Origin of the sequence: Salinimicrobium sediminis, assembly GCF_900215295.1 — a bacterium.
GTDB lineage: Bacteria > Bacteroidota > Bacteroidia > Flavobacteriales > Flavobacteriaceae > Salinimicrobium > Salinimicrobium sediminis.
In genome coordinates this window covers 1-16,176 of sequence record NZ_OCMF01000003.1, presented here as the reverse complement: position 1 = coordinate 16,176, position 16,176 = coordinate 1, and the positions used below count along the sequence as shown (strand labels likewise).

Here is a 16,176-nt window from a genome sequence, read left to right as displayed (position 1 = left end):
GTAACGTGAGAATCTAATTTTAATTGTAAAGATAATCAGCCTTTGATTTTTTACAACCTAATTGGCGGGAATAATCTTTAAAAGAAACTGGAAAGGATCACAAAACTTATTGCGCCTCCCAGGAATCCGAACAAGGCCAAAGGTGCAATATTTTTAAGATACCACATAAAATTAATTTTCTCCATTCCCATGGCTGCCACTCCCGCTGCAGACCCTATCACAAGCAGGCTTCCGCCCGTTCCGGCACTATAAGCAATGAAATGCCAGATCCTGTCATCTACCGGAAAATCATACATTGCCATAGATGCAGCTACAAGTGGCACGTTATCTATCACTGCTGAAAGTCCGCCCAGGATCACCACTACCACATCCATACTGGGAATAGTTTCAGACAACTGTGTGGCTGCGTAGTATAAAGTACCCACTTCATTACCTCCAACAACACCAAATACCAGGCTTTCCAGGCCGGCTACGGCAAGCAGGATCCCAAGGAAGAACAGGATACTCGAAAATTCAATATTTGATAAGGCTTTATGTGTTGAGTAAAGATTCTTTTCGTTTTTGCTGAGATTCTTTACCGGCTTAACATATTCGGAAAGCAACCAAACTACACTAAGGCTAAAAAGCATTCCGATGTACGGCGGAAGCCCGGTTATTTCCTTGAAAATAGGAACAAAAAGTATGGCCCCCAATCCTGTATAAAGCATGGTACGACTGCTCAAAAGGCGTTCCTCGTCATCATCGATCACCTTTCGCTTCAGGACAGTTTCCCCTTTAAAAGCCTTCAATCTTCCGGCGATAGCAAAGGGGATAATAAAACATACCAATGCCGGAAGGATCAAATGTTCAGCCAGTCCCGGCGCGGTAACTTTATTGTTGATCCATAACATGGTGGTAGTAACATCTCCAATAGGAGACCAGGCACCACCTGCATTTGCTGCAATTATAATCAAAGCGGCGAACCATACCCGGTAATCCCTTTTTGGAACCAGCTTCCGCAGCAGCGTCACAAGGATAATTGTTGCAGTAAGGTTGTCGATAATTGCTGAAAGAATAAAGGCCAGCGATCCCAACACCCACAGGAGTTTCTTTTTATTAGTGGTAGTTATAGTTTTTTTAATAATTGCAAAACCCCGGTGAAGGTCAATGATCTCTACAATAGTCATTGCTCCAATAAGGAAGAAAAGAATTTCGCTTACGGTGCTAAAGTGGTGCATAAGATTTGCCTTAAAACCCCACAATTGATCATGAAGATCGCCTCTATTGATGTTAAAAACCTCCCCATGCGCATCTACAACAGAGAGCCAGCCGTTATTAAATCCAAATGCAATCACCCCCCAAATTATTGTAGACATTAAAAGGGCCGAAACAGCTTTATCCAGTTGCAAAGGATGCTCGAGCGTGATCGCCAGGTAACCAATAATAAAGACAACTATTATTAAAGAGATCATTTTAAAAAAATCATACCAGCTTTTTCAAAGCAACTTCAAACGCAGTTTTACTGATGTTTGTTTTGCTGCTGTTATTGCTGAAGGTGTTTTGAATTGCATTTCTAATGGTAATCGAAGTATCATTAAAGATTGCCTCATCTGTCATTTGGACCCTACGCTCCATAAAATAAGCAAACACCCTGGCCATGCCGCAATTGGCTATGAAATCGGGAAGCACACTAATTCGCTCATCTGTATATTCCATGATGGGACCAAAGAAAATTTCTTTATCGGAAAATGGTACATTGGCACCGCTGGAGATCACTTCCAGGCCGGAAGCTACCATTTTATCTACCTGTTCTCTTGTGATCAATCGTGATGCAGCACAGGGTGCAAAGATTTCGGCGTTTAAAGACCAGATGCGATCATTGACCTCTTCAAAAGAAATCATGTTGTCACTCTTTAAGGTATTGCCTTCCTTGTTTAGGAAGAGTTCCCGCATTTCTTCAAAGGTGAAACCGTCTTCATTGATGACCCCTCCTACGCGGTCAATAATCCCCACAACTTTAGCTCCCATCTGGGCCAGGTAATAGGCTGCTGAAGATCCTACGTTTCCAAATCCCTGAACAATTGCCTTTTTCCCCTGCACGTTACCTCCATAGATATCATAATAATGGCGCACGGCTTCGGCTACTCCATAACCGGTGATCATATCGGCAACTGTATATTTCCGGGAAACATCCGGAGAGAATTTAGGATTTTCAAGCACTTTTATCACTCCCTGGCGCAGCTGGCCAATACGGTTGATCTTATCTGCTTCGGTTGGTTTGAAATGTCCGTTAAAGACCCCTTCCTGCGGGTGCCACACTCCGGAATCTTCAGTAATAGGAATTACTTCATGAATTTCATCAACATTGAGATCACCACCGGTACCGTAATAATTCTTTAGAAGTGGAGATACAGCTTTAAACCAACGCTCCAATACTCCTTTTTTGCGGGGATCATTGGGATCAAAATTAATTCCCGACTTTGCCCCACCAATTGCAGGACCTGAAACTGTAAATTTTACCTCCATTGTCTTCGCCAAAGACAACACTTCATTCATGTCAAGACCTTTTCTCATCCTGGTACCGCCACCTGCTGCTCCCCCTCTAAGAGAATTGATCACTGCCCAACCTTCGGCGTCAGTTTCCGGATCTTTCCAATTAAATACAATTTCCGGTGCTTTATTTTGATATAAATTCAATAATTCCTTCATAATGATGATAAAATTTGATGCAAATATAATTAAGTAATTTTCTCTAAAAGTTGATTTCGATCATGAATCAGGAATATATAACTCCCGATGAATGATCCCTGGAAGCCCCTGTCACTGAGCTTAAAACATTGATCTCTTCCCGTAATTTAAGAACTCCCAAAAATGCAAAAATGAGAGCCTCTTTATAATTCACCGTTTCTGCAGGGGGAAGAATAATTTCTGCAGAAGTATTCTTCTGGATCTGGGAGATCAAAAATGAATTAAAAGTACCGCCGCCTGTCACTAAAACCTTTCCCCCTGCTAAAGATTTCCCTATTTCCCTGCCCGCGTGAATTGTATAGGTATTTAAAGCTGAAGCTATATCCTTCTTCCCTTCAAAAAGTGGAAAAATATGTGCATTTACCCACTCTATTCCCAAAGATTTAGGAGGTTGGAGGTCGTAAAATGGCAATTTTTCCAGCTTTTCCAGTAGATCACTATCAGTCATTCCTGTTGCTGCAATTTTTCCATCGTCGTCAAAGGCGAGGTCCATTTTGTTAGCCAACCAGTTGAGCACCGTATTAACGGCGCAAATATCATAGGCGAGGCGGGTATCGTTTTCACGTGTAGAAACATTGGCAAATCCACCCAGGTTGAGGCAATAATCAAATTCCGGGAACAAAAATTCATCCCCTATGGGTACCAGAGGAGCTCCCTGCCCGCCCAATTCCACGTCCTGCACCCTAAAATCACATACTACGGTCTTTTTCAATGTCGTCGCCAGCTTCGGAAGGTTCCCTATTTGTAAAGTAAATCCATTTTGTGGCTCATGTTTAATGGTGTGGCCATGACTGCAGATCGCATCCACTTCAGAAATGTTATTCCTGGAAAGAAATTCAGCAATGACTTCAGCTAAATATGCCGTATAATCTTCGTTAAGCTCCTTCAGGCGGAGGTCGTCGTAAAAAACAGCTTCCGAAAGGGTTTTTTGCCAGGCTGCTGAATAAGGAATGGTTTCCGCAGCAAAAATTCTATAGTTCCAGCCTTCAGAAAAAGTGAAATTAACGTGTGCCAAATCAATCCCATCGAGAGAGGTTCCCGACATAAGTCCGATAACGTTATAGTTATTTTTTTTCATGCCGGTAAAAATAGCCAACTCAATTGAAAAAATGCTTGTAAAACGGTATCTTTGGCAACCAAAATTCAACATTTCTAAAAAATTACCGAATGGATTTTAATTTAACCGAAGAACATATCATGATCCGCGATGCGGCACGCGATTTTGCAAAGAGTGAATTGCTGCCCGGAGTGATCGAAAGAGACGAAAAACAGGAGTTTCCGAAAGAACAGATCAAAAAGATGGGGGAACTCGGATTTTTGGGAATGATGGTCTCTCCCGAATACGGCGGCGGCGGAATGGATACGGTGTCTTACGTGTTGGCCATGGAGGAGATCTCGAAGATCGATGCTTCGGCTTCTGTGGTCATGTCTGTCAACAATTCTTTGGTATGCTGGGGATTGGAGAAATTCGGAAATGAAGAGCAAAAGCAAAAATACCTTACCAAACTTGCCACAGGGGAATCTATAGGGGCATTTTGCCTTTCGGAACCTGAAGCTGGTAGTGATGCCACTTCTCAAAAGACAACGGCCATTGAAAAAGATGACCACTATGTTTTGAACGGGACCAAAAACTGGATCACTAACGGAAGTTCTGCAGATTTTTACCTGGTGATCGCACAAACGCATCCTGAACTTAAGCATAAAGGTATTAACGCCTTTATTGTTGAAAAGGGAAGTAAAGGTTTTGAGATAGGACCTAAAGAACAGAAACTGGGAATCCGCGGAAGTGATACACATTCATTAAACTTTAATGATGTGAAGGTTCCGAAGGAGAATAGAATAGGAGAAGACGGCTTCGGATTTAAATTTGCAATGAAAACCCTTTCCGGCGGAAGAATCGGGATCGCTGCCCAGGCCTTGGGAATTGCTGCCGGAGCTTATGAACTTGCAAGAGAATATTCAAAAGTGCGTAAGGCATTTGGCACAGAGATCATGAACCACCAGGCAATTGCTTTTAAATTGGCCGACATGCATACTTCAATCGAAGCTGCCCGTCACCTGGTGATGAAAGCTGCCTGTGATAAGGATAATGGAGAGAATTATGATCTAAGCGGTGCCATGGCAAAACTTTTCGCTTCCAAAACTGCGATGGATGTGACCATTGAGGCGGTACAGGTACATGGTGGAAACGGATACGTTAAAGAGTACCACGTAGAGCGACTAATGAGAGATGCCAAGATCACACAGATCTACGAGGGAACTTCAGAAATTCAGAAAATAGTTATTTCCAGAAGTATTCTGAGAGATTAAGATCTTTTGCCACGAATTCACGAATTTCTTATTTGATCTTCTGAAGAGGAGAACGAAACGTAAAAAGTTAAAAACAAAAAGCAGCCGTCGCCGGCTGCTTTTTTTATTTGAATGATTAATAAACTTTATTTTTTGGCAGAAACAATCCTTTCAACAATTATTTCCTGACCGGTAAAGATCTTAAGAACATACATTTGATTTGCCTGAATCGCAAAATCAATGTTTAAAGAAACGACGGAACCAGAACCAACATTGGATTGGTTATAGGTTCTCAAATGGTTTCCTTTCATGTCGAATACCTCGATCTTGACATTGGAAGTGTAGTCCATATCAAACTTGAGATTAACAGATTCTCTGAATGGTACAGGATAAACAGTCACTTCTGACACAGCTTTCGGATTGCCATTGCCATTGTTACCTTTATTTCCTTTTCCACTATCAACTTCCTCATCACATCCTTCAGAAGGTGCGGTAGTTGCTTTGGAGCCTCCCATAGTACAGCCTGCATTATTCAACATATCAAGATAAGAACCAGCATTGCCTGCATCCCAGAAGTTGGCATTCACATATGCTATCACATCTGCAGTAGTCTCTAATTCGTAGTCCACTCCATCACTGCAAGCATTCAACAATGCAGCTACAGACTGACGGCCCAGGTTATAGATGCCGCCACCGCCAAGATTAAGCACTTCAAGCAATGTTAAAGTAGCTAATTCATCGGGTGCGTTTTCAAATACTAGTCCGTACTCTGTACAGGTTTGGTACTCATCACACCATCTGTCGGTATGGTTCTTCCAGTAACCTAAGGTACAGCCTTCATATTCGGGACACTCTGGCTCCATAAGGGTTATTGTGGCCATTCCGGATTCACAACCATCTGCACTCAATGCAAAGACAGCATATTCCCCGGGGGCAAGTCCACTGAAACCTCCCATTGGATAATCTACATATAGCGGATCGATAAAAGGAAGATCTTCCACCAGTGCTACAAAGAATTGCAGATCTGTTCTTGAAGTCACTATAATAGTACCGGTAGGAACTTCACATGTTGGTTGAATAGCATCCAGAGTTGGTGTTACAGGAGAATCAGGAAGTGGCGAAATAGTAAATGGCACATCTTCAGATTCACATAAAGTAACGGCATCACGTGCTACCAAAGTATGAGCACCTGGCGCTACATCAATAGGTCCGGAATAAGTGAACCAGTCTCCACCATCAAGCTGAAATTCCAGGCCATCTGTACTGGAAGTTACTGCTACAGATCCTTCTTCAGCGAAGCAGTCTATTGGAGGCATTACAATAGTTACCACTGGTATGGCATTAACCGTAACTGTGGCAGTATCGCTGTTCTCACAACCATTGCCATCGCTATAAGTATAAGTCACCACATAATCAGCAGCGGCTAAACCATCGGCATCAAATAATCCGCTTGCGCTAACATGATCTCCACTCCAGGTTCCTCCAGCAGGACTGGCTGATAACTGCACTGTACTTCCAATACAAACCGAATCATCATCGGCAGTAACAACAGGAAGAGCATCAACTGTAACGGTAGCGGTATCGCTGTTCTCACAACCATTGCCATCGCTATAAGTATAAGTCACCACATAATCAGCAGCGGCTAAACCAGCGGCATCAAACAAACCTCCTGAACTAACGTGATCTCCACTCCAGGTTCCTCCAGCAGGACTGGCTGATAACTGCACTGTACTTCCAATACAAACCGAATCATCATCGGCAGTAACAACAGGAAGAGCATCAACTGTAACGGTAGCGGTATCGCTGTTCTCACAACCATTGCCATCGCTATAAGTATAAGTCACCACATAATCAGCAGCGGCTAAACCAGCGGCATCAAACAAACCTCCTGAACTAACGTGATCTCCACTCCAGGTTCCTCCAGCAGGACTGGCTGATAACTGCACTGTACTTCCAATACAAACCGAATCATCATCGGCAGTAACAACAGGAAGAGCATCAACTGTAACTGTGGCAGTATCAGAGAATTCACATCCTTCTGAATCCATTACTGTATAAGTTACATCATAAGGCCCGACTGCCAATCCCTCTGCATCGAATAACCCGGAGACACTCACATGGTTTCCACTCCAGGTTCCTCCTGCAGGGCTCGCTGACAGCTGAACGGAACTTCCAATACAAACGGAGTCATCATCAGCAATAACATTTATACTTACAGGAGATTCCCCACTTACATTACCCGTGCACTGGGTAGGATTGAAAGGATCTGTACATGGAATTTCCGGTGGAGACACAGCAACTATATCAATATTATAGTCTGTACCTTCATTATAGGTTAGCGTAAAGGACCCGGAAATAGCTCCACCCTCTCCAAGATTACCTAAACATACATCTTCAGAAATAGATAAAGCGTTAGGATCACTGGCACTATACTGTGCATTAACACCATCTATAGGCACAGTAACAGAATATGTACCATCAACAACACAAGATATTTCGGGATCTCCTACGCTGAGGGAGCAAAGATCTGCTTCTCCACATCCATAACGGGCTTTGAAGTTATTTACATTCAGTTCCCCGTCAGCATCCTGATCCCAGATTGCAAGATAAAAGTTAGTGGACTCTAAAAAGTCCACTCCTGCAATAGGAATTGCATTCCAGGTATTGGAACTTTCAACTCCACAAGAGACAGCTTCCAATTGTAAATTTTCACAATTCCCACTAAGCCCGTTATTTCCAACACTTGAAGTATGGTCAAGGGAAACATACAGAGCCCAGGCTATATTATCACCGGCATTATCATTTATCTGAATTTCAAAATTTCCGGAATATGCCCGTACGTCGAAATTCAGCCAGATCACAGGTTCTCCAGGGGTTGGATTGTTTGGATAGGTGACTATGCCGGTACTTGGATCCACACAACCAGTTTGAGAAGAAATGTCAATCTCAAAGACTTCGGGGGTGTAAACGGTGTTCTTAAATGGCAGGATATTCGACTGAGTTTCAGCAGAACTACCACAACGAATAATACCGTTAGGTGCCGGTGCATTGGGTCTGTCATTTATAGAACCATCGGGATTCCAAGAGGCTCCACCCTGCCATCTTCCTCCATCACAGGGACCTGTGCCCTGGGCAAATGTGGAAGGAATGAGGAATAAAAGAAGTATTGCTGTAAACACACCAGAAAAACTCCTCTTTACATTCCATGTCTTCTTCCCCTGACCCGTCAGAGGATTTAAAGTACTTTCTTTCATAATTAATTAGTTTTTGGTTAATAAAAGCCAAGAACCAAGTCAATTAAGCAAATAGATCAAGGGCGATCCGGTCAGATAAATACATCTGATAGCAACAAAAAAGGGGGAATTTTCTTCCTGGGGAAATAGAAGAATAGTGACCTGCGGGGAACAGATCATGGGGGAGTTTTCCTGAATAATTCAGTTTATAAAAATTACGGTGGGTGGAGGAGCCGTCCGTTTCACGTAATGACCCGGGGGAAGGATCAAGCAGGGGAGACAATTTGATAAAATAATTTTTGTCCGATTATCCCTTCACTAAATGTAAAACAAAATTTTTATCACAAGAGGTTGATTTTCAGAATATTTTGTTAAACATTTAATCTCGTCTTAATTCAATTCCAAACCACTTAAACATTAAGTATCGGCTTATTTTGAAAATAAATCAATAAAAAAAGCAGCCGTTTCCGGCTGCTTTTACTTTTAAGATTATATTTTTTAAATTTTACTTTTTAGAAGAAACAATTTGTTTAACAAAAGTCTCTCTATCTGTAGTAACTCTCAACAGGTACATTTGATTAGCTCCTATAGAGAAGTCAACTCCTATACTGGTAGAAGATCCTTTTGATACATTGCTATCTTTCACTGTTCTCAACAGGTTGCCGCCGAAGTCAAAGATCTCGATAGTCACATCTGAAGTATAATTCAGATCATAACTTACATTGATCTCTTCATCAAATGGTACCGGTGACACACTCACATCATTCTCCACAGTTTCTATACTCAGGCTTTCTGCCTGGATGGATTGGGTGGATTGTAGAGTTGCTGTACTTGGCGCAGGATCTCTCGTTCCTTCACAAACATCAACATCGGCGTGAGCTATAAAATAGAATGTGTTATTACTGCAGAAAGTTATATCTCCTAAAGGAATTCTTATGATTCCTGAAGTTTCATCCGAAGAAATCTGCACATTCCTAAATGGGTACTGCCCAGGACTACCATAGTAAGAAGGAAATTGCTGACAACCAATGTATACTTGTGCATTAAGAAGTTTATTATGTTCTCCTGATATATTGTCCTCAATTAGGAAAGTCACAACAAAGAATCCCGGCTCATAACTAATAGAAACATCTCCAACATCAACTCCCCTACTTGGATTACATTTAGAAGCGCCTGCGTACATATCGAAAGTATAGGCTGTATCTTTGCTTAATAGACCAATAGACCATCCCCAGTTATTTCCTCCTCCTGGTTGGTTACAGAAAGGACCTGAGTTTTGACGGGTGCCATATGCGTAAGCAGTTTCATCAGAGCAGCATGCTTCAATAATTATACTCACACTTTCATTGTCTGGGAGACATTCCGAAGGAGAAGTCGGGGTGACAGTATAAGTGTAAGTATAGGTACCTGGAGAAGCTGAACTCAAATCAACCGGACTGGTAACAGGGTTATTACTGGAATCTGTCCACTGTCCATTAGGACCTTCGTCGGAAAGCAACGAATATAAATCATAGCCTGATAGTGCTGAATCACCTTCACAATATGTTACTGAACTTCCTGTACCGGCTGTAACAGTTCCATCTATCCGAATCGATACGCTTTCACTATCGGGTGGACATTCTGAAGGTGAAGTCGGTGTCACAGTATAAGTATAAGTATAGGTGCCAGGTGACTTAGAACTAAGATCTATCGGACTGGTAACCTCTGTATTATTAGAATCAGTCCATTTACCTCCTGCATCTTCACCATCTAACAAAGCAAATAAATCTACTGTGGACAAAGCACTATTGCTCTCACAATATTCATCATTCTTACCAGTACCAGCAGTAACTTTATTATCCACATAAGTAGTTGACTCACACTCAACATTCCCAAAAGGGGTAATAATATTTAATTTAACCACAAAATCATTACTACCTGCATCAACATATACTGTTAAATCACCTAAACCTGGCTGTGGATCAAATTCAGCATCTGAACTACCGCCAGAGGTGCTTTCGATGCTCCAGTGATATTCAGGCAGGTACTGTGGATCTACTTCATCAACGGTATATGCAATATTTGTCTCTCCTTCGCACACTCTGGTATCTTCAAGAGAGCATTCCGGTGCGGCAATAACAGCTTCTGCCTTTAATGACCTGTCTTCATTCCCAATATTACCAAAAGCCCAAGCCTTGAGCCTCATATGATAGGGAGATCCGGAAATATCACCGGCAGAATAAATCATTCCGTCCCCGTAATCCCAATCATTTCTATTAGCAATATGGCCACCCCAAGCCAATATAGCAGTACCACCTGCAGGACCAGTTATGAAATCTACTCTCACTTGTTGCGCACTCTTTTCTGCATCTAAATCCCCTGGTACCGCTGCAACATATGACACACCTGTAATGGTCCCGTTCCAAAGTGTCATATCTCTTCCCGTACCCATTATAGCCTGGGCACTGGTTTCCGGTTGAGAAATCCCTGGTTGCCCATTAATAGAGGGTAAAGTCTTGTTTTTAGTGGGAACTGGAATTATTGCGGTACTTGCAGTGATTCCGCTCAATGCACTATAACCAATCAACGGATTTATATCTTCTTCTGGATGGCCATAAGCCAACTCATGGGGCCAAATTCTATCATAATGGGTCAAATAATCCAGAGCATGGCTTCCACTATGTTTAATATCGTATTCTATTATAACATAGGCGGGTTGACCAGCAGGTAAATTTTTCATTATTGCTCGATAAGGCACGGAGGCCCCTTCAAAGTAATGGGAATTCTCAGGCCCAAGATTCCCATTCTGCCAATTCACAACTTCGGTTGGCGGATCAACCCCATTCAAGGGATCATCTGCAGAACCGTTACGCACCTGCTCCAGACTTATGGAGGGTTGTTGAGCAAAGAGATTAGTGTTTAAACTAAAGATAAATAGCAAAATTGCTATTCCCACAAAATTACTCCAGCCACTCGTCTGTACCTTTACTGTTTTTTCCAGATCACCTTCCTTTGGCGGGAATGATCCAATCGTAAAACTTTTCATAATTAATAAAGTTTTGGTTAATAAATACTAACCAGAACAAAAAGGAGAGTAACTTCAAGAGGATAGACCAGGGCGATCTTCCTGCATTAAGCAGTTCACAAAAAATTCAAAAGGGGGAAATATCTTTTTCTGAAGGAGGAAATAGAAAAAGGAAGAACAACAACAGGTGGAGGGAACCATGAAAACTAGGAGTTTGAACTTCACCGGGAGAGTACTGTTAAACAGTGGTGAATCTCAACCTGAATTTACATAAATTTCTAACAATCAGAGTTGTATGTATGTTAAATTTTAATATATATTTTTATATCAAAGACTTGGTCCGGGATAAACAAGCCTGATTTAGTTAAAAAAAACAAAAGCAGCCTTTTCAGGCTGCTTTGTCTATAGTTTTAAATTAAAATTATTGTTTTCCAGAAACTACATTTTTGGTGTATGTACCTTGATTAGTAGTTACTTTAATAATATACATCTGTTCTCCGCGAACGAAGTCTGCATTGATCTCAGTGACCTTACCAAATGATGCGTTAGATTCTTTTTGAGTTTTCACCAGATTTCCTCTCAAATCAAAGATCTGGATAGTAGCATCAGACTTATAATCAAATTCGTACCTGATGTTCAGTTTATCTTTGAATGGTACAGGAGATACACTTATACCTGCTGCGGCATCAAAAGAATCAGGGACTGAGCTACAGTTATCAGAAGGTGCTGTGGTAGCCCTTGAACCTCCCATTGGGCAATCCCCCGCATTGTTAAGCATGTCTAAATAACTGCCTGCTTCACCTGCATTGGCAAAATGAGCTGTTACATAATTAATCACATCCTGTGGAGTGGCCAGTTCGTAGTTGACCTCTTCACTGCATGCGTTTAGAAGCGCAGCAACAGATTGTCTTCCCAGATTGTAGACTCCGCCACCTCCGAGGTTGAGTGCCTCAAGCAGGGTCAAATTGGCAAGTTGTGATGGTGCACCAGGGAAGATATCGCCATAGATATCACAGGTTCTGTAAGCATCACACCATCTATCGGTATGATTTTTCCAGTAACCCAAAGTACAACCTTCGAAATCATCACAAATTGGTTCATCTAAAGTAACCATGACGTTGCCGGTAATACAACCATTATCACTTATTGCACTAATGTAATAATTACCTGCGGGGAGTCCTGTAAAACCACCCATTGGATAGGAGACTCCGGAATAGTAGTCTGTACTGGTATCTGTATTGGTGACGGTATAATTTAGGTCACCCAACACTCCAGCATTTGTGATCATAATGGCTCCCATAAAAGTCTCACAATCAGGTGGGGTCACTTCAGGAATAAGCGTTACTATATCTTCATTAGGTCTTTGAATCTGGACTTCAAATTCTTCAGAAATACAGCCGTCCTCATCATATCGAATTCTAATGTCATAGAAGCCAACAGCAAGGGCTATTTCTCCATCATACAAGATAAAAGGACCTCCATCTATACTGTAATACATATTGTCACCCACATTAAGTAAAACCAAACCACCATCACCTCCAAGACAGTCGGCCAATGAAGTTTGGTATTCAGGTACATCAGGAAGTGGGTCTATGGTTATGGTCACTGTGGCGTCATCGGGCTCACAGGTAGAATTTTCCCCAACCGGACCAACGGTATATTTAAAGATGTATACCCCGGCTTCAACCATAGTGAAATCTAAACCACTACCATCTCCAAGGGTCAATCCACTACTGGTAATGCTGGTTTCCATCCAGGAACCGCCCTCATCGGGATTGCCTTGCAATAAATCAAAAAGATCTACAGAAGAATAATTGGCATCTCCATAACAGAACTGAGCACTGCCATCTTCACCTGCATCCGGATCTTCAAAGAAATAAATGACCACATCATCTTCTGCGGCATCACAGGGACCTTCAGGGTCATCTGTAGTAAGAGTGAGGGTTACACTACCGTTGCTGATGTCATTTTCCCCTGGAGTGTAAACAGCATTAAGGGCAGAAGCATCATTAAAATCACCATCCCCAGAAGAGGTCCAGCTTGCACTGGAGGCACCACCATCGATACTACCGGCTAATTGAACAGTCTCTGAACCATCAACAATACAAATAAATTGATCGTCTCCGGCAGCGACTGTAGGATCTTCAAAGAAGTCTATCACTACGTCATCATCAGCTGCATCACAGGGACCTTCAGGATCATCTGTAGTAAGAGTGAGGGTCACAGTACCGTTGATTAGATCATTTTCACCTGGTGTATAAACTGCATCAAGGGCAGAGGCATCATTAAAATTACCATCCCCAGAAGAGGTCCAACTTGCGCTGGAGGCACCGCCGTCAATACTACCGGCCAACTGAACGGTCTCTGAACCATCCACGATACAGATCTCCTGGTCTTCACCGGCATCGGCTACCGGATCTTCAAAGAATTCGATAACTACGTCATCATCAGCTGCATCACAGGGACCGTCAGGATCATCTGTAGTAAGAGTAAGAGTTACAGTACCATTGATTAGATCATTTTCTCCGGGTGTATAAACTGCATCAAGGGCAGAAGCATCATTAAAATCACCATCCCCAGAAGAGGACCAACTTGCACTGGAGGCTCCGCCATCAATACTACCGGCCAACTGAACAGTCTCCGAACCATCAACAATACAAATTTCCTGGTCATCCCCGGCATCGGCTATGGCTAATGGATTAATGGTCACACTAGCTATAGCGGGTTCGGAAGGACAATTACCTACACCTCCAATACCTTCACCTATTGCTATTACTGAATATGAACCTGCATCTTCGATGTCGAGAATGTCCAGGGTGGAAGAGGTCTCTCCAAGAAGCTCACCATTTTTTCTCCACTCGTACTCAACGATTCCCAATCCTCCTTCTACAGAAGCAGTAAGACTTGCCGGAAGCTCATCCTCACAAATCACAAGACCTTCCAGACTAACGGAAGGAGTAACATTAAATCCTCCGAGATTGAAATCTTCAAGGGCTGCATTTACGGGATTTGAAGATCTGGTTTCCATAAGGAAAGATGAAAAACAGGCATTCGCCAATCCTAAAGAAGCGATATCAATAAAGCCTTCAAAAAAGGTAATTGGAGGCAATAAATTAGGAGGATAATTTTTGGACTGGTGTGGCCATGGAGTGGGTTGCTCCAAAGTGTTGACTACTCCGTAAAGATCTCCAAAAATACCTATTTCAGTGTCGAGTTCATTAAAAGCCTTATTGCTGTTTGGCAATTCTCCATTGCCCTCCCCAACATATCTATAGGCCCTTAAAAATCCAACAGCACCTCCCTGCTCAACATCGGCAACAATTAGAATGTCACCTATAGTATGTTCTCCAATAAAACCTCCATCAGGGTCAATTTGGACTTCATCCTGAAAGAACCAGAATCCAATGGTGGTTGTTCCTTCGGCAGCAAATTTATTTCCAAAGAAATAGATTTTACCACCAATTAGAATGGCACCAGATTCAAGAATATTAGTCTTATCACTTGAGCTGGCATTAGAAGTTTGCCAATCCCATCCACTTATAGGAAGGTGGTCTTTGGTATTTCCTCCGAAATAAATAGTATCTGGTGCAAAAGCATCAAATAAAATATCTGTAGTTACACTTCCTGCTGGCAAGATATTCACACCATCAGGTTGTTGGGCATTCCAAATATCCTCCCAATCCAACTTACCGTCGTCATTACGAACATTTTCGTCTAAAAATCCATAGGGATGTTGAGCAAAAATGCTAGTACTAATGAAAAATAGGACAAGAGTAAGAACAGAGAAAATATTTCTTCTATTCTGTCCGGTCCTATTTACTACTGCTTCACCGGTGGCAAGACCTCCCGGAAACGTAAATTCTTTCATAGTTCCAATTTTTATGGTTAATACAATGCCATAGCGCAGCATTTAAGCAAGCAGAGTTGGAGCAGGAACTTTGCTACTGGAACAAAAAATTATAAGCTGAAAATAATAGTTAAACACTTTTCCCTAAGAGTGGAAAAGAGAGCATCGAAATGGAAAAAACCATTTCAGGGGATAATCCGAAGTTGGGGGAACTACTCACCTGACAGGTGGTTAGGGGCGCTACAGGAATTCAAAAATTCCTGATTATAAATATAATCATAAAAAACTAATCTACAGGTCATTACAAGATTATTTTATAATATATTCAGCATATAAACTTCTAATAAAAATAGGGCGAGTTTGGACCAAAAATTTATCTCTATTTCACAGAAGCTATTAATATGTTGATGCTATTCTGTTAAATATGATTTCCAAAATTTACCGCATTCATTTTGAAGGTTCAGTTTTATATTTTTTTATGCAATACTTCTGCTTTTCCTTGACTTTTTTAATAGTTCATTCTTTAAACCTAGCGTACAATTTAGACTAATGTAAAAGTCTGAAATATGATATGAAAGAAGAATTGGCAATTGCATTTAAAATGAAGGGTTAACGCTTAAATAAACTTAAAGAGTGTTATGGGTATAGACCAGAAATCCGAAACAATGGAACCGGTTAACCATACAGCCTTTCTGAAACCAAACCCATAAAGTGATAATTAGAAATTTCGTTTTCACATAGCTGTAGTAGAAAACTAATTTCCCATACTCCCTGCCCTGGGAACATTCCCACCAGATAAACAGGACAGCAAAGAGCAGGAATCACATTTAACTTTAGCGTATAAAAAAAGCCTCAACATTGCTGTTGAGGCTTCTAAAGAAAGCCTGCCTGCCGGCAGGCAGGGCGGCGATCCTTCGACTTCGCTCAGGACAGGCTATCAATGACCACCTTTAAAGACAAGCCTGCAGGGCGCGGGCTTTCAAGAAGTGGGAATTGATCCCGAGAGCGACAGCGACTCGGGACTCTCCAATGCCAATAATTGAAACAAAAAAAGACCCTTACATTGCTGTAAGGGT

At 41.8% G+C, this 16,176-nt stretch carries 7 protein-coding genes; 1 reads left to right on the top strand and 6 read right to left on the bottom strand.

Annotation, left to right across the window (positions count from 1 at the left end; translation table 11 throughout):
* Positions 1–77: 77 nt before the first annotated feature.
* The 3 genes from nhaD to CRO16_RS11075 form a co-directional block, all read right to left on the bottom strand.
* Positions 78–1,451: a sodium:proton antiporter NhaD gene (gene nhaD, locus CRO16_RS11085; protein ID WP_097056475.1), complete on the bottom strand. Its 1,374-nt coding sequence runs from the start codon at positions 1,449–1,451 to the stop codon at positions 78–80.
* Between the two features lie 10 nt (positions 1,452–1,461).
* Positions 1,462–2,688, bottom strand: a complete 1,227-nt coding sequence (locus tag CRO16_RS11080; RefSeq protein ID WP_097056474.1) for a Glu/Leu/Phe/Val dehydrogenase dimerization domain-containing protein — start codon at positions 2,686–2,688, stop codon at positions 1,462–1,464.
* A gap of 67 nt (positions 2,689–2,755) precedes the next feature.
* On the bottom strand, positions 2,756–3,805 hold the full coding sequence (locus tag CRO16_RS11075) for an anhydro-N-acetylmuramic acid kinase (protein WP_097056473.1): 1,050 nt from the start codon (positions 3,803–3,805) through the stop codon (positions 2,756–2,758).
* Between the two features lie 89 nt (positions 3,806–3,894).
* Between CRO16_RS11075 and CRO16_RS11070 the strand changes: the two genes are divergently transcribed.
* Positions 3,895–5,037, top strand: coding sequence for an acyl-CoA dehydrogenase (locus CRO16_RS11070; protein WP_097056472.1), 1,143 nt, complete (start codon positions 3,895–3,897; stop codon positions 5,035–5,037).
* Between the two features lie 125 nt (positions 5,038–5,162).
* On the opposite strand, the gene CRO16_RS11065 is transcribed toward CRO16_RS11070, so the two are convergent.
* From CRO16_RS11065 to CRO16_RS11055, 3 genes are all read right to left on the bottom strand, one after another.
* Positions 5,163–8,270, bottom strand: coding sequence for a T9SS type A sorting domain-containing protein (locus tag CRO16_RS11065; protein ID WP_097056471.1), 3,108 nt, complete (start codon positions 8,268–8,270; stop codon positions 5,163–5,165).
* A 484-nt stretch (positions 8,271–8,754) separates the two neighbouring features.
* Positions 8,755–11,274: a T9SS type A sorting domain-containing protein gene (locus CRO16_RS11060; protein ID WP_097056470.1), complete on the bottom strand. Its 2,520-nt coding sequence runs from the start codon at positions 11,272–11,274 to the stop codon at positions 8,755–8,757.
* Between the two features lie 400 nt (positions 11,275–11,674).
* Positions 11,675–15,121 (bottom strand): T9SS type A sorting domain-containing protein, encoded by a 3,447-nt coding sequence (locus CRO16_RS11055; RefSeq protein WP_179670530.1) that lies wholly within the window; start codon positions 15,119–15,121, stop codon positions 11,675–11,677.
* Positions 15,122–16,176: the final 1,055 nt, after the last annotated feature.